A 24,391-nucleotide genomic window follows, 5' to 3' on the forward strand; every position below is an offset into this window, starting at 1 on the left:
TGTCCGGCTGAATGCGCAGTGACTCACCCGGCGCGGCAAGGCAAACTGTCAACATGGAAGAACTTTGGCCACCCCCCAGCCCACCGGCCGCTGACATGATCCGCTCCATCTGCGAACGGCTCCTGAACGAAGCCGACACCTTCGCAGAGTCCATCTCCGAGCCGGCTGTCATCGCACTCAACGCCCCCGCCCTCCTGGCAGATGCGTCGTTGTTGGCTGAAGACCGCGAGCTCAATCGCTCCGATCTTGTCCAATGGCTCACGTCAAACATCCAGCACCCGGGGATGCGGGTGGATCCTTACGTGGGACCCAGAACCGCCGCCTACATCGCAGATCTCGTGTCCCGCGGCATAGCCCCGGATTTCGCATCTGGATGGCGGGCTGCGCTGGCAGTGGGGTGGCGTGGATGGCTCACGGAATGCGTGTCGCAGTGCTCCGACCAAAACGTCCTGGTGGAAGTCCTGGATAAGTCAGCGCACTCTATGGTGCAGTACGCCCTCGACTCGGTCTCGGTCCTTCGCGAGGCGAGCCTGACGGCCTCGATGGGCAACGCCAATGCGGAGGCTGTTGCCATGATCCAGCTGATCGCCGGCGGTGCACCCATGACACAGGACCTTGCCGAGGAACGCCTGGCATACCGCATGGCACGTCAGCACGTCGCCCTAGTGCTGTGGACCGATGATCCCCACAGCGGAAGCTCCTTGGACAAGGCAGTAACTGCCTTGCGCTCGGCTGCACCTGGACGTGCCCTGCTGGTAGCAAGGGCCAGTTCAGCGTCCCGATGGATTTGGCTCTCCGGGCATGAGCAGCCGGACCTGCACCACATGGAAAAGCTCTTGGCGAAAGAAACGCAGGTAAGGGGCGCAGTGGGCAGGCCCGGTCACGGACTCGACGGCTTCAGAGCCAGCCACCAGGACGCGCTTGCGGCCCAGGCGATGCTTACCCGGTTGGGGTCGGACCGGCAGTTCACGGTATACGCCGACGTCGAACTTGTTGACGGCCTCACGAAGGACCGCCTCAGCGCACAGCGCTTCGTGGCCCGGACACTCGGTCCACTGGCGGAGGCGGACCCAACGCTGCAGGAAGCGTTGCTGACTTATGTGCAGTGCGGCTTCAACACCACCAGGGCCGCATCCCGGCTGTACCTACACAGGAACACGGTGGAGCGGCGTGTTTCCCGGGCCAATGAACTCTCAGTGGCGAAGGTCGAAGACAACCCTGCCCACGTCGCCGCCGCGCTCCTGGTACTGGACCTCGTGCCCGGCATTGTCGCCCCGAGTTCGAGTTAGAGCTGAACTGGACACTAACCGCGTCTACTCCGTGACAGGTCAGCTTGTATTCGAGGCACCTTCGCTACGTCAACAAGGAGTACACCCTAACCTGACATCAGATCTGGCGGGGTTCGGCCTCAGGTTAGGACCAGTTTCGCTTATGTCTGGCGGCACACACCCCAGTTCGTAGACCTTCTCCCGACAGTCCGGTCGGACTGACGAAGGCCAAGCCCTGTCGCCTCGTGAATGAGATGCGGCTGCCCATCAAGAGATACGAAGGGGCTGCAGAGCACCACGGATTCCGCCTCGGTCATGTCGCCCCTGGTTGCCGGCGGAATGAACACGTGGCGGCAATATAGAGAGCAAACCGTGGGCAGAAACAAAACAGACTTAAGTGTGCACACTGTACACACCCCCTTTGGCCCGACAAAGCCCCCAATTCGGCGCCACGACGGGAGAAAGATCCCACGGCCGGAACGGACGAAACAGAAATCTCCCGAAGTCATGTCGTACCTAATCCCCCCGCCCACGAAGATGTGTAGGCCACTCCGGACCTACCGGACAGAACCGAAAGAAGGAACTCGAATGACCCCAGCTCAGAGCCAGCGGAGCGCCCACACGCCAGGACGCTGAACCCGCTCCCCTACCCAAACTGAACAGGCCGCACCCGGCGGCCAGGCACATGCTGGGCCCCCAATCAGAGGCACTTGTCAAGCTTTGTACACACTTAAAAGCAAAAACCCCTCTGACGAGGGGTTATGCCGTGCCCGAGGTGGGATTCGAACGGGATTCCAGGCCTTGTAAACACTGGGAAGTAGCGGAAACATGCGGAATCCGGGGCAGTCCAGTTACGGTACGGACCAGTCCGAGGTGGAGAGTGTGGACAATGTCCACACTCTCTCTTTGCTCATTTGTTCCACGCACACGCAGCTGTGCTCCACTTAGCTTCTGAGTCACAGGCCGTTTCTCTCCCGATCAAACCTCCAGAACGTTCTCGTTTCCATCCAATGGCACAAACCTCCGGTGACTGCTGTCGACGTCGAGAATATGCCCCAACCTCTTCGCGATCCTGGGAACGATCCAGCGGTCATGGATTTCAATGTGAGGATACGCAGACGTAATCCGGTGCTCGATGTTGTCCAACTCTTCCAAGTCATGAAGCCACAGAAGGACGGCCAGGTTTGCCTGACCTGTCACCAAGGCGCAGAACCTGGCCTGATTCAACCTTGTCAGGGAATCCACCACCCGGTCCTGGTCTGTCCGGTTGACGTTGAGCCACAAAACCGCCGCAGCCGACCACCCCATTAACTGCTGCGCGAAATCGACCTGCCAACGTACCCAATCGGCGGAAAGCACCGCGTCGATGTCCCGCGCTACCACAGCAATTGACCGGCCAGTCTCAACTTGGACCTCGGCCGCTGTTCGGCGGGCATCGGTACGGAGCGCCCTGATGATTTCTTGGTAGGAAGACTTGCGCTCCACGTTCTTCGCCGGAGGCCTCAGGTTCTCGAGGGCCTTTACCTGGGCAGGGCCAAGTGCCTGCAGACGCCAGCTTGAACCTTCGAAGAACACCTTGCGCAGGTAGTGGGTCTGGGTGGCAATTATCCCCGGGATTGACGCTATGTGCTCATCGACGTAGCGATCAGTCTCGACAAGACTGGGAGTCGAGATCAGCACGAACAAATCCCGCGATCCAGACGTGCAGTTGACACTGAAGATTGGGGGCTTGTCTGCCAGCTCCTCGATAACCTCACTGCGACGGCCGGAGACGCAGCGAACCTCAACGAGCGCGGACACACCACCATTCCGCGTCTTCGGCGCACCACTGTCGTAGCACGTCATCCATGCCCGTCGTTCGGAAATCAAAGTGCTCCACCGCCGGGAGATCGTGGAAGCATCTACCGCCAGGACCTTGCTGAGCTGAGCCCAGGAAACCCTAGGGTGGATCTGCAGTGCATGAATAATTTGGAAATCCAGAGCGTCCGCCATGAACAGGATCATGCGCCCCTGTCTCCCTAAATGGCAATATCTTGCACGTATGTGACAGAAAACACCCCCTAAGTGGCGGCTCCCCTAGGCTTGAAAGCACATTCCTTGGGCCTCGGCTTAAGTACCCCATCTAGGAGATCGAATGCACCACCGCGCGTATTTTTCAGTCGCCGCCGTTACCGCGGCCGCCTTCGTAATTTCCGGCTGCAGTGGCGGCGCCAACAGCGACGCATCGGCCACGACGGACACCGTGAATATGTCTCTCACCACCGATCCCTCATCCTTTGACCCCACGCTCGCACGAGGTGCGGATGACTACACAGTCGCTCCGCTGCTTTTCGACACTCTCCTTCGCAAGGACGACGGTGGAGCGTTGGTCGGGGGGCTGGCCAGCAAGTGGGAGGCCATCGATGCGTCCAACTACTCGCTCCAGATCCGGGGCGATGCGAAGTGTTCAGATGGAACACCCATCACCCCGACCGTGGTAGCGGCTTCCCTCGGCCGATTCGCATCGCCGGAGACCGGCTCATCCGGCCGGTCCCTCGCATTTGGAGCCGCCAAACCCACCTTCGCAGCGGACGACGCCTCAGGCACCGTCAAGGTGACGTTGTCAGCCGGTTGGTCTGACTTCCTCACGGGACTGGCTCTGCCTCAATCAGCCATCGTTTGTCCGGCCGGTCTCGCTGACCTCAAAGGCTTGTCCGCTGGTACGGTGCAGGGCGCCTTCTCTGGGCCCTACACCCTGAAGTCTGCCCAGCCGGCCGTCAAGTACGAGTTCGCGCTCCGGGACGACTACAGCGCATGGCCCGCGTTCAGCAAACCTTTGGAGGGCACTCCGGCCAAAAACCTGGTCTTCACGCCGATTAGCGAGTATTCCACAATCGCCACCCAGTTACTCGCTGGAAGCTTGGACATCGGAGGTGTAGCCGACGAAAACGTTGCCCGTTTTAAGGACAACGATGGATTCACCCAGCAAAGCGCCGCGAACAACACCACGTACATACTTTTCAACGAACGCCCGGGCACCGCCTTTGCTGACAAACCCGACCTTCGAAAGGCAGTCGCCCAGACGATCGACCCGAAGGCGTTCAGCGATATCATCAGCGACTCGAGGGGAAAGCCGATCCTGTCTGTCGGATCGGAAAACATCAAGTGCGTCAACACGGACACCTCCCTGATCACGCCTCTTGACCCTGCGGCCGCAGCCAAGGTTCTGGCCGGAGTCAAGATCCGCATTGTGGGCACTACCTTCCTGACAGAAGGAAACGAGTACGTAGCCGAAGCCCTCCGCAAAGCAGGGGCCGACGTGGATGTCAAGTCATTGGACAATGGTGCATGGTCCGCGCTGACCGGCAAGGGCGGCACGGATTGGGATATCAACGTCCAAGGCGACAACAACCTGATGGGCACACTGCCTTCTTCTTTGCTCCGGGTGATGGGCCCCCCTGCTGAGTCGGGCGGCCGCAACAAAACCGGCGCCGTCAACGACGAAGGTTATGCCGCCCTCACTGCAGGCATGAATGCCGTTGATGCAGACGAACAGTGCGCCGCGTTCAAGAAGGCGCAGGCCTCGTTCCTGAAGCGTGTCGACGCTGTCCCCCTGGCCACGCTGCCGTTCGTCACCGTCGCAGCCAAAGGATTCAGCATTCGCCAGTTTGGCGAGTACATGGACCCCGCCACGATCCGGATCAATAAATAGCAGTTCCGTCCCAGTTTGAAAGCAGCTTAGAGATGACTGAATTCACAAACCGGGGGGTGCAGACTTCAGAGGCCGTTGTCCTCGAAGCATTTCCACCACCCAACGCTGTGCGGAGACCGTCCAAGGCAATGCATCCTTGGCTGTCATTCGCCATCCGGCGCGGAGCGAGCCTCATCGTCACATTCCTGGCTTTGGTGGTGGTGTCTTTCCTGATCGTCCAACTCATTCCTGGCGATCCGGCATTCGCCATCGCCGGAGCCAACGCCGACCTTGCCGATGTTGAGCGGGTTCGCCAGGAACTGGGCCTCGATCTTCCCCTCGGTCAGCAGTTCATGACCTACATCGGCCAAGTACTGACCGGTGATTTGGGAACATCATTCATATACCGCCAGCCTGTGTCCACCGTCATTTTGAGCCGTTTGCCCTTCACAGCAACCATTGCAGTCGCGGGCATCGTCACAGTCCTGTTGATCGCCATCCCGCTGGGCATGATGGTGGGCTTGCTCACTCGGTCTGGCAGGCGAAGCTGGTTGGATACCGGGTTCGGTGTCATCACCGGCTTCCTGGACTCCATTCCGGGATACATCGTGGCTACCCTCCTTGTGATTCTCTTCGCTTTGGGCATTGGAATTTTCCCGGTGCTTCCACCCGCTTACTCCACCAGAATGGTGGCTGAATCTTTCGTGCTCCCGGTGGCCGCACTCGTCATAGGCCCGATTTGCACCGTCTCCAGAGTGGTGAGACGCGAAACTGCAGTCGTCCTGGAAAACGACTACATGCGGACAGCCCGAGGATGGCGACTTCCCGCGTCCAAGCAGTACGTGAAGTGGGCGCTTCCAAATCTGCTGACCACGACGCTCACGCTGAGCGGACTGATCTTCAGCGGAATGATAGGCGGAGCCATTGTTATCGAGTCCGTATTCGCACTCCCGGGTCTTGGCACGGGAATCATCAAAGCAATTCTTGACCGCGACTATCCGGTCGTCCAAGGCATGGTCATCGTCATCGGCATGATTGCAGCAGCGATCAATTTGCTGGTGGACGTCGTGCTTGGCCTCATTGACTCCCGAAATCTTGGAGGTAGCCATGCAAACGCGTAGCACACGCAATACATGGAACGCAGGGCTGGTTTCCGGCCTGCTGCTCTTCCTGGCCATAGTCGTGATTGCCGTCGTTGCGCCTATCGCCTTCGGAAGCGCCGCGGAAGAATCCGGACCACGACAGGTACCTTCGGCGGAACATTGGCTGGGGACTGACACCGCCGGACATGACATGCTGCTCCGCAGTCTTGTCGCGACCCGGTTGACGCTGCTCATGACCATCGGCGCCACAGCGATTGCCGTCGTGGCAGGCGTGCTGCTGGGTACCGGCGTCTGGCTCATGAGAGGCCGAACCCGAGAGGTGTGCCTGAGAGTGATCGACGGCATGGTGGCCTTTCCCGCCCTGCTTTTGGCACTCGTCGTAGCCGCGGTCCTGGGGGCAGGAGGCTCCTCCGCCGTCGTGGCAATCGGCATTGCCGGCATCCCGTACTTCGCACGCCTCACCGGCAACCTGGCGGCCAAGGTGTCCCAGCAGGACTACATCACCACCGCCCGCCTGCTCGGAGTCAAGAACACCCGCATCGTGCTGAAGCACATGCTGCCGAACATGGCCGAGCCCCTGCTGGTTCTTTCCGCATCGACGTTTGCACAGTCGCTCACCGCAATCTCCGCACTTTCGTTCGTAGGCTTGGGCGTGCAGTCACCAGCGTATGACTGGGGCAAGCTCCTCAACGAAGCGCTCCCTTCGCTTCTGGCTGGCCGCCCTTATCAAATGGTGGGCCCGGCCTCCCTGATCATCATCACGGGCATCGCAGCGATCCTCATAGGCGACGGCCTTGCCGCCATGGCTAATCCGCGGTCCTCTACCAAGCGTGCACCTGCACTGACCGTTCCCAGCGGAATTGTCCCACAGCAGGACGACGAGAGAAGTTACGTGGCCACGATTAAAGACCTTCAGATCTCCGCAGGAGGGGTGCCCTTGGTCAAGGGTGTTTCTTTGGGGATCAAAGAGGGCGAGATTCTCGGAATCGTGGGTGAAAGCGGCTCAGGCAAAACGTTGACAGCCATGGCACTGGCAAGACTACTCCCGGACGGTCTCTCCTCGCAGGCGTCGAAGTTGACTGTTGATGGTCTGGACCTCCTTGGAGCAGTGCCCGCACGTCGCATGGCTGAGACTGTTGCGCTGGTCTACCAAGACCCAGGCTCAACATTCAACCCCTCCCTGCGCATGGGGACGCAACTCACCGAGGTACTGACAACGCACAAGAATTGGACAAAGGCGAAGGCCCGCCAGCGAATTCTTGAATCACTCCGCATGGTCAGAATGACACAGCCTGAGCTGCGGATGAAACAGCACCCCCATGAGCTGTCAGGTGGCATGCGGCAGCGGGCAATGATAGCCGCCGCTCTGTCGAATGAACCCCGATTGATCATCGCTGACGAACCCACCACGGCCCTGGACGTCACTGTGCAGGCCGACATTCTCCGGGAGCTCAAACGCATCAACAGGGATTACAAGACCTCCATGATGTTCATTTCCCACGACATAGGTGTCGTTCGAGCCCTCTGCGACCGGGTTCTCGTCATGTATCGCGGCGAGATCGTAGAAACAATTGATGCCTCCAACCTCACCGAGGAACAGGTTCAGCATGAATACACCAAGGCCCTGTTGGCTGCAACGCCGGACATGAGCGATCCATTGCCTGTACGCCAGCGCGCCGTCCCAGTCTCTACAGACTCTACCGAGGGAGTGCTCCATGTCTGAAGCCCAGGATGTCATCCAAATCAAGGACCTCGATGTGAAATATGGCTGGGGACGGAACTCGGTCCAAGTCCTTCACGGGGTCTCCCTAAACGTTCCCGCTGGGTGCACGGTGGGCGTCGTAGGCGAGTCAGGATCAGGCAAATCGACGCTCGCCAAGACCTTGGTTGGGACTCTCACGCCAACCCGCGGGACTGTGATGATCGACGGCGTGAACGTCTCGTCCGTGCGTGGCGCTGAACGCCTGAAACTCAGGAGGAAGGTACTGCAGATGATTCCGCAAGATCCCTTCTCCTCCCTCAACCCACGGCACACCATCGGTGAAGCCCTAGCCGAAGCCTTGGACCCCCGCCATGCAAACGTGAAAAAGCACCGCGGCGTCATCGCCGAATGGCTGGAGCGAGTCAAGATGCCCGCGGAAGCTATGTACCGGTACCCCCATGAATTTTCCGGTGGGCAACGGCAACGCGTCGCCATTGCACGTGGCCTGATTCCCGAGCCCACCGTAGTGATCGCGGATGAAATTACATCGGCCCTCGACGTATCAGTCCAAGCCGAGATACTCAGCCTGATCGCAAACCTGCGGCGGGATCTGAACCTGACAATGATCTTTATTTCCCACAATCTCGCGGTGGTTCGGCAGGTCAGCGATGAGGTGGCCGTCATGTACCAAGGCCAAGTGGTGGAACATGGCCGCACGTCGGAGCTATTCAGTAGCCCTCAGCATTCTTACACTCAGTCGCTGCTCAGGGCCGTACCTGGAACCCCCGGATTTTCCATTGATCCTGGAATCACGGACCCAACATCGCACGAGAATCGAGCAATCGCATGATCAACGCATCCAACATCCACGGGGTCCTACCACGCTTCGGACACAACGACGAAAGCCTTCTGCGTGCTGAACTCGAGGAAATCGGGGATGTCCTGCTGGACATAAGCCATGCTATTCACGCGCATCCTGAGACGAGGTTTGAGGAGTACTTTGCCTCGAAACTCTTGGTGGACAAGCTCAACTCGGAGGGCTTCCTGGTCACGCAGAACCTGGCTGACCTGCCGACGGCCTTTCGTGCAGAGTACACAACCGGTGAAGGGGGCCCCACGTTGGCGTTCTTCTGTGAGTACGACGCCTTGGAAGAGATCGGGCACGGTTGCGGTCACAACATAGTCGCCGCAGCCGGCATTGGCGCAGCGTTGCTCACGAAGAACTGGATGACGCAATACCCGGAATGGACAGGCCGGATAGTCGTCATCGGTAGCCCCGGCGAGGAGGGCGGAGGTGGGAAAGCCCTGCTCCTGGACAGTCAGTGCTTGGACGGTATCGATGCTGCGATGTTGATCCATCCGGAGGGCTATACGTTGTCTGCCATGACCACGCTGGCTCGTTCCATGCTGGACTTCAATTTCCGCGGCAAGGCCGCACACGCAGCTGTAAGCCCGGAAAAAGGTATTAACGCTCTTGACGCATCCGTGCTGACTCTCACAGCCATAGGTTTGCTGCGTCAACAATTGCCCTCGGATGTCCGGGTGCACGCGATCGTCACCCATGGTGGTGATGTGCCCAACATCATTCCCGAAACTGCTTCCATCCGCGCATTCGTCCGAGCCCCGGACACGAAACTCCTCATGGAAAACCTCGTTCCCCGGGTCACCAACTGCGCCAAGGGAGCCGCTTTGGCCACGGGAGCAACAGTCGAGATCACGTCGTCGGCGCCGCCGTATGCCGCCATGAAGCCGAATGCAGTCCTTGCCCGTTTGGTCGAGTCAAACTTCGTTCGAGTGGGCCGGACGCCCGAGCCGCCCCTCACTGAAGTTTTGCCTGGGTCGACTGACATGGGAAACGTCAGCCAGTTCATACCGTCAATACACCCCGTCATCGAGCTGGAGGCGGGCATTGGTCTCCACAGCCGGGAAGCTTCGGCTTTTGCGGGCAGCTCACAGGGAGATCGGGCCGTTCTGGACGGTGCTTTGGTCTTGGCCATGACAGCAGTACAACTGTTTAGTTCCCCGGACCTGGTCCATGAAATGAAGGCCTCCTTCGCTGAGGGGAACGCGTCGTGAAACACAAAGCGCTGATCCCCTAGGTTCCCGCCCTCAGTAGCGGCCTGGTCCAATCACTTCCGTGAGCTGGCGAACCCTGCCGCGCGCTCCTTCCTGCCCAAAATCCCCCTTGAACCAGCCGGATATATCGATATCGCAGGCGCTGCAACGACTAAAAGGTATGAGCAATGAAACCCCTGGAACCACAAGCACAAGACCACGAAACAGGCCAGACGATGACATCAGAGCTGAAAGTGACTGGCGGTGAACCGTGGATTGGCTTGGCCGATGCATTTCCACCCGGTGAGCGCACTGTACCCGCCATGCTCCTGGCCCAAGCAGCCCTCTACGGCGAACGAACATTGTGCTCCTTTGACTCTGCAGACGTTTCCTTCAACCAAGCAGTCTCACTGGCCCAACGTGGGGCCGCAGCCCTTGAATTCGCCGGCGTCAAAAAGGGTGACCGCATCGCACTCTTCTGCGGAAATCGTCCCGAATTCCTCGAAGTGTTCCTGGGAGCAGCCTGGCTGGGCGCAATCACAGTCCCCTTGAACACAGCGTCCAAAGGGGCACAACTTCAACATATTCTAGGAAATTCCGAAGCCCGCCTCCTCATCAGCGAATCAGAGTTTCTCAACCGGCTGACGGCTGTTTCCATCACCGCCACGAAGCTTGAGCGCATCCTGACCATCCCCAACGACGAGGACTACCCAGCCCTGGACACGCCGCTTGAGACAGCACGGTGGACCATCCCGCAGCAATCCGTTTCCAGGCCGTCGGAAATACACCCAAATGAACCGCTGGCCATTCTTTACACCTCCGGGACAACTGGCCTGTCCAAGGGCGTTCTCTGCCCCCATGCCCAGTACTTCTGGTGGGCCGCGAACAGCGCCAAGGTCCTGGAACTGGAGGAGGGGGACGTGTTACTGACAACCCTCCCGCTCTTTCATGTCAACGCATTGAGCGCCTTCTTTCAGGCGCTGATCACCGGCTCCACGCTCGTCATCAAGAAACGGTTCTCAGCGTCCGGATTCCTCGAATCCCTGCGTAACAGCAAAGCAACGGTGACGTACCTCCTGGGCGCAATGGTTCCCATCTTGCTCTCGACCCCCTCCACGGACCGGGACAGAGAACACCACTTGCGCACAGTCCTCGCACCAGGAGTGCCGGCAGCGGCCGCCACCGCCTTTGCCAGCAGATTCGGGGTGGAGCTCATCGATGGTTTCGCATCCACTGAGACCAACTTCGTCATTGGATCGCCGTCCAGCCAAAAGCGGTTAGGAACCATGGGGAAAGTCCGGCCGGGCTTCTACGCAAAAGTCGTCGACGAACTCGACAACGAGCTTGAACCAGGCGTGCCCGGTGAATTGATTCTCCGGGCCGAGGACCCTTTTGCCTTCGCCACGGGCTACTTCGGGATGCCGGACAAAACGGTGGAAGCATGGCGGAACCTCTGGTTGCACACCGGCGACCGCGTTATCTGCGATGAGGACGGATACTTCCGCTTCGTGGATCGGATCAAGGACGTCATCCGCCGGAGAGGTGAGAATATCTCCTCCTACGAAGTTGAGCAGGCCATTTCCCTTCACCCATCAGTGAAGACGGCCGCAGTGTTCCCCGTCCAGTCGGAACTCGCAGAAGACGACGTCATGTGTGCAGTGGTTCTTCGTGACAACGCCTGCCTGTCTGCCGAGGAATTGTTGGATCATTGCCAGCAACTGATCTCCTACTTCTCGGTTCCGCGCTATGTCGACTTTGTCGAGTCACTGCCGGTTACCGAGAACGGCAAAATCAAGAAATTCCAACTGCGCGAAGCCGGAATTACGCGGACCACTTGGGACAGGGAACAGCACGGATACATCGTCAAGCGTTGACGACTGATGTCAGAGCCCTTTCCCCATCTAAGAAGGTTGCAGCATGCCCTCCCCACGAATGAAGTACGACGGCGTCGCCGTCGCTGTGCCGGTCACAGTTCCGTACGAGAGGTTTTCGGACAAGTCAGCGCAATGGTGGATCGCCCGAGCGCTCAAGATGCTGCTGGATGGTTCCGGGCTTAGGAAGGACCAGATCGATGGCCTGGCGTTGTCCAGCTTCACGTTAACGCCCGACAACCCGGTCAGTGTCACCCAGCACCTTGGTTTGTCTCCTCGGTGGCTGGACGGAATCGCCCTGGGTGGTGCTTCCGGGGTGGTGGCATTGCGGAGGGCCGCCCGGGCAGTCCAAACCGGGGACGCCAGCGTAGTCGCCTGCGTCGCCGCGGATACGAATCGCCCTGAATCGTTCCGAAGCCTGGTAACCAGCTTCAGCAGGTTCGCCCAGGACGCGTCCTATCCCTACGGCGGCGCGGGCCCCAATGCGAGCTTCGCACTGCTCACCGACTACTACATGCGCACCTACGGCGCCACGGCGGAGGACTTTGGAAAACTTGCTGTCTCGCAGAGGGCGAATGCTTCCGCCACACCGTGGTCATTGCTTCAAAAGCCACTGACGCTAAAAAACTACCTCGACGCGCGGCCCATTGCGGATCCTCTCCGACTTTTCGACTGTGTGATGCCGTGTGCGGGCGCCGAGGCGTTCCTGGTCATGCGGGACGACATGGCCCAACACCTTGGTATTCCTCACGCCCGCATCATGGGTACTATCGAACGCCACAACGCCTTCTCCGAAGACGTGGTCCAGGACAAGGGTGGCTGGTCAGTGGATGCCGCTGAGCTCTGGTCCAGCGCTGGCGTTAGACCAAAAGATACCGACTTCGTCCAGACCTACGACGATTATCCTGTCATCTCGATGCTCCAGTTTGAGGATCTTGGTTTCTGCGGTAAAGGCGAAGGACCGGACTTTGTGCGGGCCCATGATTTCGGGGTTGGTGGCACCTTTCCCCACAACACCTCTGGCGGGCAACTCTCTACAGGGCAAGCCGGAGCAGCCGGAGGACACTTGGGATTGGTGGAAGGCCTCCGCCAACTCACCGGCGCTGCTCCAAACCCAGTCCACTTAGTGAACGGAATCGGGCTGGTTTCGGGATTCGGAATGATCAATTACGATCGCGGCCTCTGTTCCGCAGCCGCCATCCTCTCAAGGAGCAGCTCATGACGACACTCAGCGATTCGCGCCCGCCGCATGCACGCAGCGCGGCAGCAGCGGGGCTGGTCCGCGGCGCCGCAACCGGGCGTTTCATCCTTCAGCGATGCCAGGACTGCAGCAACGTTCAGTACCCACCCCGGGACGCCTGCCATAGTTGCCTCGGCACCGAATTGGCCTGGGAAGACGTTGACCGCCAAGGCCTCTTGTCTGCGAAAACCACTATTCAGGCAAGCAACGAACCTTACTTCCAGGAAAGACTGCCGTGGACAGTTGGCATTGTGGCCTCAGCTGAGGGTCCCTCCATCGTGGCCCACCTCTTGCCAGGTTGCGTGGCAGGCGAACCAGTAGTGATGGATCTCCGCTTGGATGCAGCCGGACGCGGCGTGGTGGTGGCCCAGCCAGCAACCACACACCTTGGCTCCTTGGCCGCAAACTCCAGGCCTTTGGAGGATGACTTCTTTCGAGACCCAAAAAACAAGCGGCTGCTGGTTACTGACGGATGCTCGACACTGGGCCACTTCGTCATCGCCGGTCTCTTGAGCCGTGGCGTCACCACCGTGACCGCGGGCTGTCCGGGAAGTGACGGCATCTGCCCGGAACACGAGCAGAGCGACCGCGTGAACTGGGTCAGAGTAGCCACAGATTATGCCTGGCCATCCGAGGAGTGGTATCTGGCCGCCCAGCTCCCGAACCCGAAAGGTACTGGCGACGGTCATGCTTTCGACGCCGTCTTCGACACCACGGCCTGAAGATGCCACTCCCCTGGCAAATCAACTTCACACCAACTCAAACCCGCCTAAGCGATAGGAGAACAATGTCTGTTCTGGCCGGGCTCACTGCAGCCCTTTCGACTGGCTCGGTGGAAATCATCGACCTCACCACCCCGCTCAGCTCCGAAACCCCCATCCTGAACCTTCCGCAACCGTTCGCTAATACGGTTGGTTTGTCGGTCTCGCCGGTAAGTAATTTCGACGACGCCGGACCCGCCTGGGCGTGGAACGACGTCACCGTGGGGGAACACGCCGGGACGCACCTTGACGCTCCTGTGCACTGGATTACGGGTAAGGAGGGCAAATCCGTGGACCAGATCGAGCCACACCGTTTGGTGGGTCCTCTGGTGGTGATCGATAAAACGGCTGAGGCAGCGGCGGATCCGGACTTCCTGTTGGAGCCTGAGCATTTTGAGCAGTGGCAGTCCGAGCACGGGCTGTTTCCGGAGAACTGCTGGGTGGTTTTCCGGACCGGTTGGGCGGCCCGTGGCGCTGACGCTGCGGCTTTCGTCAACGCGGACGACGCCGGTCCCCACACTCCCGGGGTCTCTGCGGCAGGTGCCAAGTGGCTGGCCGGTAACGACTCGATCAGCGGTTTCGGCGTGGAAACGGTGGGTATCGACGCCGGACAAGCTGGTTCGCTGGAGCCGATGTTCCCCGTGCATTCGTTCCTGCTGGGCGCGGACAAGTACGGTGTGACCTCGCTGCGGAACGTGGACCGTCTCCCGGTCACGGGCGCCACCTTGGTGGTAGCCCCGCTGCCGATCGTGGGCGGGACGGGCAGCCCCAGCCGCGTGTATGCGCTCGTGGAAAAGGGCGAGGTGGAACGGGCATGAGCGGGCAGGTACGGGTTTCCACGCTGGTAGGCAGGACGCTGGCCAAGCTGGGCGTGGGGCATGTTTTCGGCGTGGTGGGCTCCGGCAACTTCGATGTCACCGGCACCCTCATGGCCCAGGGCGTCCCGTTCACGGCGGCCCGGCATGAGGGCGGCGCGGCGACCATGGCCGATGCGTACGGGCGGATGTCCGGGAAAGTTGGCGTGGTCACCACGCATCAGGGCTGCGGGCTGAGCAACGCGATCACCGGGGTCGGTGAAGCGGCGAAAAGCCGGACTCCCATGATCGTGCTCACTGCTGATACGCAGGCCGCTGCGATCCGGTCCAACTTCAAGATCGACCAGGACGGCCTGGCACGCAGTGTCGGGGCCGTGGCCGAGCGGATCCACTCCCCCGCGACAGCCGTTGCGGACACCGTCCGGGCCTACCGGACAGCGGTGAACGAGCGCCGCACCGTGGTCCTCAGCCTGCCGCTGGACGTCCAGAGCGGGACCGCCGAGGACGAGGTGGGTGCCGTCGTCGTGCCCCAACCGCTGAAGGTCCGCCCCGACGCAGTTGCGATTGAGCAGCTGGTGGCTTTGATCGCCGCCGCGGAACGCCCGGTCTTTGTTGCTGGCCGTGGCGGACGCGGTGCCCGGGAGGAAATCCTGGCACTGGCCCGGCATGCCGGAGCCTTGGTCGCCACCTCAGCGGTGGCGAGCGGGCTGTTCAACGGTGATTCCCATAACCTGGGCATTTCGGGTGGCTTCTCCTCACCGCTCACCGCTGAGCTGATCAGTGGTGCCGACCTGATTGTGGGGTGGGGGTGCGCGCTGAACATGTGGACCATGCGGCACGGCAGGTTGATATCGGCAGGCACCACGGTGGTGCAGATCGACGTCGAAGATTCCGCGTTGGGCGCCAACCGGCCCATTGCTCTGGGGGTGCTGGGTGATTCGGCGCTCACGGCCGCTGACGCCCTGGAGGCACTGCGGGGCAAGCAGCCCGAGCCTGCGGAGAAGTACCGCACCGAGGCCAACGCCCTGGCTATCAGGGAACGTTCCCGGTGGCGGGACGTAGACACGGAAGACCTGTCCACCGAAGCCTCCATTGACCCGCGCGTGCTGACCCGCGAACTGGACACCCTGCTCCCGGCAGAGCGAATCGTCTCCGTCGATTCGGGCAACTTCATGGGTTACCCCAGCCAATACCTCGCCGTGCCGGACGAGTACGGGTTCTGCTTCACCCAAGCCTTCCAGGCAATCGGGCTGGGCCTCTACACGGCCATTGGGGCGGCCGCTGCCCAACCCGGCCGGCTGCCTGTCCTGGGCGCCGGCGACGGCGGCTTCCTCATGGGCATCAGCGAACTCGAAACGGCCGTCCGGATGAAACTTCCCCTGGTCTGCATCGTCTACAACGACGCCGCCTACGGAGCCGAAGTGCATCACTTCGCTTCCGGGCACTCCGAACAGGACCTCTCCAGCGTGGTGTTCCCGGACACCGACATTGCCGCAATCGCCCGCGGGTTTGGGGCTGAAGGAGTCACCGTCCGAACCGTAGCCGACCTGGCCGCCGTCGAGCCTTGGCTGGCCGCCTACCGCGCCGGAACGCAAACCAAGCCACTGGTCATCGACGCGAAAATAGCCTCCGACGGCGGGTCCTGGTGGCTGGCCGAGGCATTCCAAGGCCACTAACGCCCGGGTATAAGCCTGTAACCGTGATCGAGGAAGGGCCGGACGCTGCCAGCGTCCGGCCCTTCTGTTTCGTCTCAAGCCCTTTCGGGGCGCATGTCACATAATTACGGATGTTCCCGCAGGAGTGTCTCCAAGACGTCGACCGCCAGTTGAATCGTTCGCTCGTCTGCGTCGAAGGTGGCACTATGATGCGGACCAGGGCTGGACGCACCCACCATGAGGTAGGCTCCGATGCCGCCATGGAGTTGAACGTGGCGAATCATCAAATTGGCATCATCGCTCCCAGCAAATGTTTGCGTCCGATGGACTTTTCCGACCTTGGGATGCTTGCTAAACGCGTTCACGAGGAGATCGATCATCTCCTCGTCCGGACTAATGGTCGCAGACTGTCCCATGATGGCAACGTCGTGTTCCACGCCCTGCGCCAGGCTTGCTCCGGCAACGATCTCCCGTATCCTGGCAGTGACCTCCTCAACGACCTCGTCGTCGGTTGCCCGTGCCTCGCAAGTCATGGTTGCCGCAGCCGGAACAATATTCACACCATCACCAGCGAGCAGGGTGCCAACATTCACTCTGGTGTCAGCGGTGCTGAACCGAGGAATCCCCATGATTCCGATAGCCGCGGTTGACGCAGCGATCAGGGCGTTCCTGCCCGCTTCCGGCATTCCAGCAGCATGGGAGGCACGGCCCGAAAAATTCACCAAAAGCTTCCGTGTCGCCATCCCGCCGGTGAAACTTCCCACGACTTCTCCGAAAGGCATCCCGCCTGCGACGTGGATCGCAAGCATATGGTCAATCCCGTCCAGAGCTCGCGCGTCAATCATCGTTTGAGCCCCACGGACTCCCTCTTCAGCCGGCTGAAAGAGCACACGAAGAGATCCTGCGAAACCGCGGTCCGAAAGCCTGTGCAGCAGCCCAACCCCAACCGTCGTGTGAACATCGTGACCGCAGGCGTGCATGGCAGCAACGGATGAGTTGAAACCTTCATCAGCCGGATAGTGGCCCAGAGCAGAGGACTCGAGCATGGGAAGAGCGTCCATGTCGACCCTCAGACCCCATGTGGGGCCAGCTCTGTCACCCGCCAGATCAACGATCAGGGCGGTGCCATTATCGCGAAAGTAGGCAGCTCTTTCGGGCCTGACTCCGGATCCGACGGCCAGGTCCGCCCACGTTGCCAAGGTGTCTTTCGTCGGTAAATTGATCACCCGGCTTAAATCGCTGGCCGCCACGCCTGATATGACGGTTACAGGCAGCCCAACCAAGGAAGCTTCAACCCTGGCAGCCGTGCCCACTTCCGCGAACGCTGGTTCAGGGTGCCTGTGTAGTTCGCGCCTAAACGCAATCAATTGCTCATTGTTCAATGCGTATCCCTCCTTGGCGGTGATAATGCACTCGCCCGTTCACTCCACGGCCTATGCCCAACTGGGGAGGGAATTATGAAAGAGACTTAAGCCATTTGCCGCAAACTTCAATGCTCTCCTCGGCCGTGGGGCGGTTCCCCTTGTCCACCTCGATGACGGTCCAGCCCACGTATCCAGAAGGCAGTGCGTTGAAAATCGCGTTGAAGTCCGCGTCACCAGTGCCCGGCTCCGTCCAAAGAACCCTCTGGATCGCGCTCTTGTAATCGAGCCGCTCAGACCTGGCCACGCTGGCCGTGTCCATGAACAAGTCTTTGATGTGGACACCTGAGATTCGATCAGCATAGTCAGAAAGAAGCGACGTAACATCAGCGCCTGCCCACGCCAAATGGCCCGTGTCGGGGCCGAACTTCAGCGTGCTTGAAGGTATGCCCTCCAGTACCGTGCGTGTCTCGGATTCCGTTTCTATCCATGTCCCCACGTGAGGATGAAGGGCTGGAACCACCCCGGCTGCGTTCACAAGTTCAGCGGCCTCCCCGACGTAGTCAATAATGACGTCCATCCGGTCAGCGGAATACTGATAACCCACGGCGGAGTGCTGATCCACGCGCGCGCTGCCCAATGTCATCCCGAGCGCAAGAAATGACAACTCACTTCCTACGGCGGCGTTTGCCTCCGCAGTCGCCTGACTGCGTCGAAGGTGTTCCAAGCGTGCCTCAGGGTCATCGGACCAACGAAGTCCGACATAGCCCGGCCCTGCCTCAAGACCGGCGCTCTCAAGCTTCCTGCGATAGGCGTCCGGGGACAGTCCCGGTGGCACGGAGCAGTGTACGTATTTGAAGCCCTGAGAAGCGATGTATTCCAACTGCTGCTCCAGCGGTGGAGCAAGACTGGGGTCGATCCAACCATCGTCCGTGGCCATGTACTGCAGAGGGTTAAGGGCAATGCGGTTCTTGTTGATGTTCATCTTTTTCCTTGTTCCGTCCGGCCCGCCCATGGATCTGCGCAGGAGCTTCCTTTCAATATAGGAAGAAACTAAGATTGTTCTCTAGATGCCGAAGTTAATTTGATATCGAACAAAGGATTTGGCTGTGCAGACCCTTGGACATGAGGCGAGCAGTGGCCTGATTCTTGATCCAGTGATCAAAGGAAAAGCAACCAGCCGTGCAGGTATTGCTCGCATCACGGGCTTGGCAAGATCGACGGTGGGCCAGTATGTGGACCGGATGATTACGCAAGGTTGGCTCGTTGAGAGCACCGAAGTGACCAAGGGCAGTGGTCGTCCCTCACGGCGTCTGAAACTGGGCGAAAGGGCCGGCACGGTGGCCGTCGTCGAGCTTGAGCCAACCGCTGCGCACGTTGCCTTGTTGGACCTGGGCTCAACCATCCTGGCGCGAACGTCCGTACCCATATCTCCGGAGGCATCCGTGCAGGATGCCTCCGGCCACGTTGCTTCCGCTGTAATGGAGGTGCTCAGTCGCGTTGGACCGGATGGTGTCCTTCGATGGCTCGTCCTTGGTGTTCCTTCCCCTGTAGACGAGCTCCGCGAAGTTGCCGAGTCCGTGTCCCGGTCCGGTTACTGGTGGGATGGCGTGAAGTTGAGCGATGCGATTGCGCTCCACACTGATGTTCCCGTGACCATGGAGAATGACGCCAACCTACGCGCCATCTGCGAATCGATGAATGCTCCCGAGGCGGGTCCCATGATTTACGTTCACCTCTCCACAGGGATAGGAGCCGGAATCACAGGCCCAGATGGTGAGCTATACCGGGGCGCGGACGGCGTTGCAGGAGATATCGGGCATCAGAGAATTGGTAGCAGGTCCGTGAAACTGTGTGCCTGCGGCCGCAGAGGATGCGTCGGGGAAAGAGTTACCCGACGCTCAGTCCTTTCGGATGTAGGCCTCCTGGATGAGAAGGATCAGGATTCCGGAATGGCGGCGTTGAGGCTCAGGCTTCGGCGAGGTGACGCGGTCGCCTTGGACCGGATTCGCGAGTATGCGTCACTGGCAGGGGAACTCATCGCCTCCGCCGCCAACTTCTACAATCCAAGAACCGTCATCCTGGGCGGCGATATGGCGTACCTGGGAGACGAAGTACTAGCTGGAGTGCGGGCAGCGATCTATGAACACTCACTGCCGATCATAAGTCGCAGTCTTTCGGTTAAACTGTCAGCTCAGCGAGCGGATGGAGGTTTGATTGGGGGCAGCCAGTTAGCCGCCCGTGAAGTACTGAATACGATCACCGTTGGCAACGAACACTACCGTTGAGTTGTTTGACTTCATGGTTGAACGTCACCCCGACCGGGTGAACCGGGGAGCACTCTGGGATTCTTGCCGAGCCGTTAAGCGCTACATCCTGCAACTTGGCTCGTTGTGAGCTAACCGCGGACATTGGAGATCCCATCGAAAGACGGCATTGCCCGCGTTCTTGCTGAAGATCTGTCCGCAGACGAGCAGAAGCCGTCCTCGCCTGCGCAGCCTTGCCCAACAGAACGAGAGCGGCCCGCGTTTTTGTTGCACCAGAACCGGACGGAGCGGACGCACCCAGGAAGCTCCACACGTACTCAGGAAGGAACATTCCTCTGGCCAGACGGGGAAACGACTGGCTGGCTTCACGAGTGCCGCACGAGCGCTTCTTCGGTTATCCATTATTTCTTGATTGCTGCCACGATGGTGCCGACCGCAACTGAGAGGATGAATGCTGTGGCCAAAGCGACGATGGCCCACGAATAGACTTCCGCGCCTGGAACATCTGATGCAGTGAGCCAGCGGACCCCGTAGTTGGCCGTCGCTGCAACAGGAAACGTAAAAACCCAGAACAACGGGCCGAAAGGCACCTTGCGATACTCAGCGATGAGTAAACCCTGCATCAGCAGCATGATGACGAGCACGCCGGTAAGCATCATCTGGGCTGCTCCCATGGGCCCCGGATGAGAAACCATCCACGCGAGACTGCCTGTGGCCGGTGCGGAAAGGTATGCCGAGAGCCCGGGCCTCGCTGGTGACGGGAGTTCACCGGCGGTCATCAGACGGACGGTAACGACAGTACCCACGACAAGCCAGAAAAAGGCACCCACACCGAAGGCTGCCACCGCTGCATCGTGGGCGTTGGCGCTCGAGAATCCAAGGCTCGCAACGAAAGGGCCCGCCACGACAGGCAGGAGGTAGCCGGGATGTATCGACTGCATCGGCACACCACCAGTGATCCATCGAACCAGTAGTTGCGTCACAACAACCGTGAGGGCGGCGATAAAGGCCAGCGATGTCCAACTGCCAAGCCCAGGCAAGTATTCGCTGTAGTGGACCGAAAGGAGGATGCCCACGATCGGAATGAATGCGGCAAACGGACCAGACGCTTCGTGCCTCAGGTCGGCACGGAAAGCCCCCTTGCGTCGCAACCCACCCGTGATGTACGTCGCCGTCAGAATCAGCCAGATGGCTCCGGCAGATCCAAAGAACGCCTCTTCGGGCCATCGCGCCAACTCAAGTGCTGACCGGGCGGCCGACCAAACACCGCCCAGTCCCGCCAGGCCCAACGGTATTCCGAACATGCTCAGCGGCAGCATGCCCGCCGTCCGCACCGGCGGGCCTGACGCGTCCTGTGGCTCAGTTTTTACGGCTGTCATCGACATCATGTCCTCTCGGAGCCTGGCTCGGAGCAGGCGTCAAATGTTAGCGGACCGGGCGGGCCAGTTCAGTGAACTGGAGTGTTCCGCCGGCCAGAGGGTAGGCTCTCACCGTATAAGCTTTCTTAAAGAAAGTAAATTGGCTTGCTTGCAGCAAGTAAGTTTCGATGGAAGGACTCCTATGCCGCGCACGAATTGGTCGGCCGACAACTGCCCCATAGCTCGGGCCGCGGACGTCTTGGCGGATCCCTGGACCCTGCTGATACTCAGGGAGGTCTTCATGGGCAACAACCGCTTCGATTCCATCAGGAAGGAACTGGGAATCGCGGATAACGTCCTCAGTGAGCGGCTAAGGCGCTTGGTCCACGCAAATGTCCTCGCCGCCGATGCTTATAGCGGTGGAGACCGACCGCGTAAGGAGTACCGCTTGACAGAGGCTGGATCGGATGCCTTGCCAATTCTCCATTCACTCCTCGCTTGGGCGCAAAAGTACACTAGGTCGCCTAGCGAAAGATACATGCACATCATCTGCACAGACTGCGGGACCGACTCCCCTACCGGCGTTTGGTGCCAAACGTGCAACAAGGAAATGGATGCCTCAACAACGGCATGGCAACACCCCAGATCCCCAACCACCCTCGTGCACCTGAAGCCCCAAACCGACTGATGTTTCCGTTTGCCCCGCGTAAGAAAGTCAAAAGGAGAAGCAGTGAAAGAGCGCAAAAAAACCATCTCATGGGACGATCCCGCTCCTGGCGTGGCAGCAATGCCGGGCATGAGTGGCTTGGATTACCTGCACTCCATGATGGGCAAAAAGCTGCCACCCCCACCCATGGGTCAACTACTGAATATGACGTTGGTCCATGCGGCCCAAGGAACAGCCACCTTTACCTGTCACCCGGATGAATCCCACTACAATCCGATCGGCACTGTTCACGGAGGGCTTGTGTGCACGCTCCTCGATTCGGCCTTGGGCTGCGCCGTACAGACAACACTGCCCAAGGGGCTTGGTTATACCTCAATCGAGATAAAAGTGAACTACCTGCGATCCGTGCGGGCTGACAGCGGTCCGTTGACCTGTGTAGGCATCGTAGCCAAGGCAGGAAACCGCGTAGCCTTCGCGGACGGAACGGTCACCGACGCCAACGGAAAGCTGGTTGCGACTGCTACCGGGTCTCTCCTAGTCTTTCCCGTCGAAGCATGACAAACGACGACACCACTCACCATGTTGGCCTGGACGTCCACCATTGCGTCCAGGCCAAGGGCAAGCTCCACTTCAAGGAAGAGACTCCCGCTACCGGCCGAGTACCGCGGCATCGGGCGTATGCATCCTGGCCGATATCCTCATGACCGCCAAGCGGAACCCTCAATCTGAACGCCGCACTGCCACGCAACACCTCCGACATCGAGTCATGGATGGACGACCTCTGTCCCGATCAACCGCTCCGATGTGAAGCTGACCTGGTCCGGCCGACACCGGGCACCACTATCGAACCTGGGCGTCTACCCCCGCCCGGCCCAGAATGAATCGCCCGTGTGGATAGGAGTCGAAGAATCGCGCGATCCTCGGCCTCTTCGCCTCGCTGACCGACCTGTACCGCTCGTCCGCCCTCGAGGCAGGCCACTCGGAAACCGCCATCAGGATCAGCAGCAACACCCACGGCTATGTTGTTGACGCCATGGAGCAGGCCGTCAACCTGAGCTTCGCGTACTTCCAGCCCGCCGTGAGCGCGTTCCTCTACGCACCTTCCTCGGCCCTGCCGACAAAGCAGGACTATGGAAAGGGCACCTCGTTGCAGGGAGCCCTTGGCGCAGGATCCCCGGAGTAAATGGCCGAGAAAACCTTCTTCCAGCAGAGCGTCTTCGGGAACGAGCGGTTCCTCATGCAGATCAGCGTCGGAACCAAGCCCCACAAAGATGTCATGAGTTGCATCGAGCTCTTGGGACCCGTGTAGATCCAATCGTGCGCACCGCATTCCTCACCCCTGCAGCCTGACACCCTCCACCAATCCACCCGAACGCGGCGACTCGATGCGCTGCAGCACTACTCAAACCACGCCCATCCACAGCTAAACGTCTACCTCAGAACGGCGCAACACCTCTCATGTTCATCGCAGCAGTCATTCTTAGCGCCCTCTTCGCAACCTGCCTCATATTTCCCGCGATCTGGCAAGATCCGCAAAGACCCCCACCGAATGACCGTCCTAAACGTTGTGAACGCCAGGACAGCGACACCACTGCTCGTCGCCCTCGAAATCGCCGCAGCGCCGGCCTGCTCGTCGGCCTGGCCCTGGGAATCGCCGCTGGAATCGGCGCCGTTCTCTACTTTCGCCAGGGCGATCGTTGCGCACCTGCGCGTCGGGGACAGCGCCGTAAACGCGTCCGCCGTTCTACTGGAAATCAGCGTCCCGAAGTCATTCTCAGGACCATGGCACTCCAACCTCGCTGTCACGACACCCACTCCCATCCGCGCCCGAGAAGGCGTTCGTCCCACCTGAAGTTGATGTCACCAGGACTGCCCCGGCTTCGTTGACCCGGGGTCTTAGGCCGCTGTGAGCGCGGTCCGGTTGATTGTTTCATTTTCGATGGGCGTGAGTTTTCCCAACCGTCTTTGCCGACGCCGGCGGTGGTAGGTTCTCTCGATCCAGGTTGTGATGGCCAGTCTGACTTCCTGTCTGGTGAGCCACGGCTGACGGTCCAGGACGTTCTTTTTGCAGAAGTGAGAAGAACGATTCCATCGCTGCGTTGACCGCGCGCGCACCGAACCTGCCCATCGACCCTGCGAGCCCGTGGCGCCGGAGAGCTTCAACGAAGCGGCGGGACCGGAACTGGGCGTATTCAACCGGTCGAAGCAACGCCTGATCACGGAAATGTTGGATCCCGTCTCGAAATCGTCAGAAGCAGGTACGGGCGTATCGAGGGCACGTTTAGGCCCGGTCTGGGACGGGAAGAACAAACCGCACAGGGAGGGCCGCGAATGGGTGAGGGGGTGGAGCCCTCAACAGATCGCGAAACGCCCGCCGGTCGAGTTCCCGGATGATCCAACGATGCGGATCTCGCACGAAGCGATCTACCAAGCCTCTTGTGTTTCGAGCCGAGGCGGACTGACCAGGCAGCAGGCGTGGCACCTGCGCCGAGGGCGCACGCTACGAGCGCCACGAGCGCGAACACGTCAGCAAGCCTGGGCGCATGACACCGACGCCACAACCTGGACACCAATACCAGCGTCGGAAGCTCTACACGT

The 24,391-nt window shown here is 60.1% G+C and carries 21 protein-coding genes and 2 pseudogenes; 18 read left to right on the top strand and 5 right to left on the bottom strand.

All coding sequences use genetic code 11. The annotated features are described in order from the left end of the window. Nucleotides 1–53: 53 nt before the first annotated feature. The gene (locus AB0N65_RS09985; protein WP_364160639.1) at nt 54–1,289 is read left to right on the top strand and encodes a helix-turn-helix domain-containing protein; all 1,236 of its coding nucleotides are present in this window, start codon (nt 54–56) and stop codon (nt 1,287–1,289) included. 957 nt (nt 1,290–2,246) lie between these two features. On the opposite strand, the gene AB0N65_RS09990 is transcribed toward AB0N65_RS09985, so the two are convergent. Continuing rightward, nucleotides 2,247–3,272 carry an Lrp/AsnC ligand binding domain-containing protein gene (locus AB0N65_RS09990; RefSeq protein ID WP_364160641.1) on the bottom strand — a complete coding sequence of 342 codons (1,026 nt, stop codon included), beginning with the start codon at nt 3,270–3,272 and terminating at the stop codon, nt 2,247–2,249. A 130-nt stretch (nt 3,273–3,402) separates the two neighbouring features. Between AB0N65_RS09990 and AB0N65_RS09995 the strand changes: the two genes are divergently transcribed. From AB0N65_RS09995 to AB0N65_RS10040, 10 genes are all read left to right on the top strand, one after another. After that, nucleotides 3,403–4,959, top strand: a complete 1,557-nt coding sequence (locus tag AB0N65_RS09995) for an ABC transporter substrate-binding protein (protein ID WP_364160643.1) — start codon at nt 3,403–3,405, stop codon at nt 4,957–4,959. Nucleotides 4,960–4,991: 32 nt separating this feature from the next. Next, a complete protein-coding gene (locus AB0N65_RS10000; RefSeq protein ID WP_364160645.1) occupies nt 4,992–6,059 on the top strand; it encodes an ABC transporter permease in 1,068 nt (355 codons plus the stop codon). Next, complete coding sequence (locus tag AB0N65_RS10005; RefSeq protein ID WP_364160647.1) at nt 6,046–7,764, top strand: dipeptide/oligopeptide/nickel ABC transporter permease/ATP-binding protein; 1,719 nt, start codon at nt 6,046–6,048, stop codon at nt 7,762–7,764. Before AB0N65_RS10000 ends, AB0N65_RS10005 begins: the two co-directional genes overlap by 14 nt. Then, complete coding sequence (locus AB0N65_RS10010) at nt 7,757–8,593, top strand: ATP-binding cassette domain-containing protein (protein WP_364160649.1); 837 nt, start codon at nt 7,757–7,759, stop codon at nt 8,591–8,593. The genes AB0N65_RS10005 and AB0N65_RS10010 overlap by 8 nt, the downstream gene beginning before the upstream one ends. Then, the gene (locus AB0N65_RS10015) at nt 8,590–9,819 is read left to right on the top strand and encodes an amidohydrolase (protein WP_364160651.1); all 1,230 of its coding nucleotides are present in this window, start codon (nt 8,590–8,592) and stop codon (nt 9,817–9,819) included. Before AB0N65_RS10010 ends, AB0N65_RS10015 begins: the two co-directional genes overlap by 4 nt. A gap of 167 nt (nt 9,820–9,986) precedes the next feature. After that, nucleotides 9,987–11,672 carry an ATP-dependent acyl-CoA ligase gene (locus tag AB0N65_RS10020; protein ID WP_364160653.1) on the top strand — a complete coding sequence of 562 codons (1,686 nt, stop codon included), beginning with the start codon at nt 9,987–9,989 and terminating at the stop codon, nt 11,670–11,672. A 43-nt stretch (nt 11,673–11,715) separates the two neighbouring features. After that, nucleotides 11,716–12,891, top strand: coding sequence for a thiolase family protein (locus tag AB0N65_RS10025; protein ID WP_364160655.1), 1,176 nt, complete (start codon nt 11,716–11,718; stop codon nt 12,889–12,891). Then, a complete protein-coding gene (locus AB0N65_RS10030) occupies nt 12,888–13,631 on the top strand; it encodes a zinc ribbon domain-containing protein (protein ID WP_364160657.1) in 744 nt (247 codons plus the stop codon). The genes AB0N65_RS10025 and AB0N65_RS10030 overlap by 4 nt, the downstream gene beginning before the upstream one ends. Before the next feature lie 65 nt (nt 13,632–13,696). Further along, entirely contained in the window at nt 13,697–14,488 is a 792-nt protein-coding gene (locus tag AB0N65_RS10035; protein WP_364160659.1) for a cyclase family protein, read from the top strand. Further along, entirely contained in the window at nt 14,485–16,161 is a 1,677-nt protein-coding gene (locus AB0N65_RS10040) for a thiamine pyrophosphate-binding protein (RefSeq protein WP_364160661.1), read from the top strand. Before AB0N65_RS10035 ends, AB0N65_RS10040 begins: the two co-directional genes overlap by 4 nt. Before the next feature lie 104 nt (nt 16,162–16,265). Here AB0N65_RS10040 and AB0N65_RS10045 read toward each other — a convergent pair whose 3' ends face one another. Both AB0N65_RS10045 and AB0N65_RS10050 read right to left on the bottom strand, forming a co-directional pair. After that, nucleotides 16,266–17,522, bottom strand: a complete 1,257-nt coding sequence (locus tag AB0N65_RS10045) for an amidohydrolase (protein ID WP_364160663.1) — start codon at nt 17,520–17,522, stop codon at nt 16,266–16,268. A 73-nt stretch (nt 17,523–17,595) separates the two neighbouring features. Next, nucleotides 17,596–18,486 carry a sugar phosphate isomerase/epimerase gene (locus AB0N65_RS10050; protein WP_364160665.1) on the bottom strand — a complete coding sequence of 297 codons (891 nt, stop codon included), beginning with the start codon at nt 18,484–18,486 and terminating at the stop codon, nt 17,596–17,598. Between the two features lie 124 nt (nt 18,487–18,610). Here AB0N65_RS10050 and AB0N65_RS10055 point away from each other — a divergent pair, with 124 nt between their 5' ends. After that, entirely contained in the window at nt 18,611–19,789 is a 1,179-nt protein-coding gene (locus AB0N65_RS10055; protein ID WP_364160667.1) for an ROK family protein, read from the top strand. Between the two features lie 380 nt (nt 19,790–20,169). On the opposite strand, the gene AB0N65_RS10060 is transcribed toward AB0N65_RS10055, so the two are convergent. Further along, nucleotides 20,170–21,156: a TDT family transporter gene (locus AB0N65_RS10060; RefSeq protein ID WP_364160669.1), complete on the bottom strand. Its 987-nt coding sequence runs from the start codon at nt 21,154–21,156 to the stop codon at nt 20,170–20,172. A gap of 172 nt (nt 21,157–21,328) precedes the next feature. On the opposite strand from AB0N65_RS10060, the gene AB0N65_RS10065 reads away from it, so the two are divergent. The 5 genes from AB0N65_RS10065 to AB0N65_RS10085 all read left to right on the top strand — a co-directional run bounded on the left by AB0N65_RS10065 (nt 21,329) and on the right by AB0N65_RS10085 (nt 23,645). Then, nucleotides 21,329–21,814 carry a helix-turn-helix domain-containing protein gene (locus AB0N65_RS10065; RefSeq protein WP_364160671.1) on the top strand — a complete coding sequence of 162 codons (486 nt, stop codon included), beginning with the start codon at nt 21,329–21,331 and terminating at the stop codon, nt 21,812–21,814. 42 nt (nt 21,815–21,856) lie between these two features. Continuing rightward, the gene (locus AB0N65_RS10070; protein WP_364160673.1) at nt 21,857–22,351 is read left to right on the top strand and encodes a PaaI family thioesterase; all 495 of its coding nucleotides are present in this window, start codon (nt 21,857–21,859) and stop codon (nt 22,349–22,351) included. A gap of 475 nt (nt 22,352–22,826) precedes the next feature. After that, nucleotides 22,827–22,976, top strand: a complete 150-nt coding sequence (locus tag AB0N65_RS10075) for a hypothetical protein (RefSeq protein ID WP_364160675.1) — start codon at nt 22,827–22,829, stop codon at nt 22,974–22,976. Next, nucleotides 22,977–23,102: a hypothetical protein gene (locus tag AB0N65_RS10080; RefSeq protein ID WP_364160677.1), complete on the top strand. Its 126-nt coding sequence runs from the start codon at nt 22,977–22,979 to the stop codon at nt 23,100–23,102. Nucleotides 23,103–23,342: 240 nt separating this feature from the next. Then, nucleotides 23,343–23,645, top strand: coding sequence for a hypothetical protein (locus AB0N65_RS10085; RefSeq protein ID WP_364160679.1), 303 nt, complete (start codon nt 23,343–23,345; stop codon nt 23,643–23,645). Nucleotides 23,646–23,689: 44 nt separating this feature from the next. Here AB0N65_RS10085 and AB0N65_RS10090 read toward each other — a convergent pair. Further along, nucleotides 23,690–23,981, bottom strand: a pseudogene (locus tag AB0N65_RS10090) (integrase core domain-containing protein); the annotation flags it as partial. Between the two features lie 105 nt (nt 23,982–24,086). Here AB0N65_RS10090 and AB0N65_RS10095 point away from each other — a divergent pair. After that, nucleotides 24,087–24,344: pseudogene (locus tag AB0N65_RS10095) on the top strand (IS30 family transposase); the annotation flags it as partial. Between the last annotated feature and the right edge of the window lie 47 nt (nt 24,345–24,391).

The organism is Paenarthrobacter sp. NPDC089322, from assembly GCF_040684895.1.
Classification (GTDB): Bacteria; Actinomycetota; Actinomycetes; order Actinomycetales; family Micrococcaceae; genus Arthrobacter.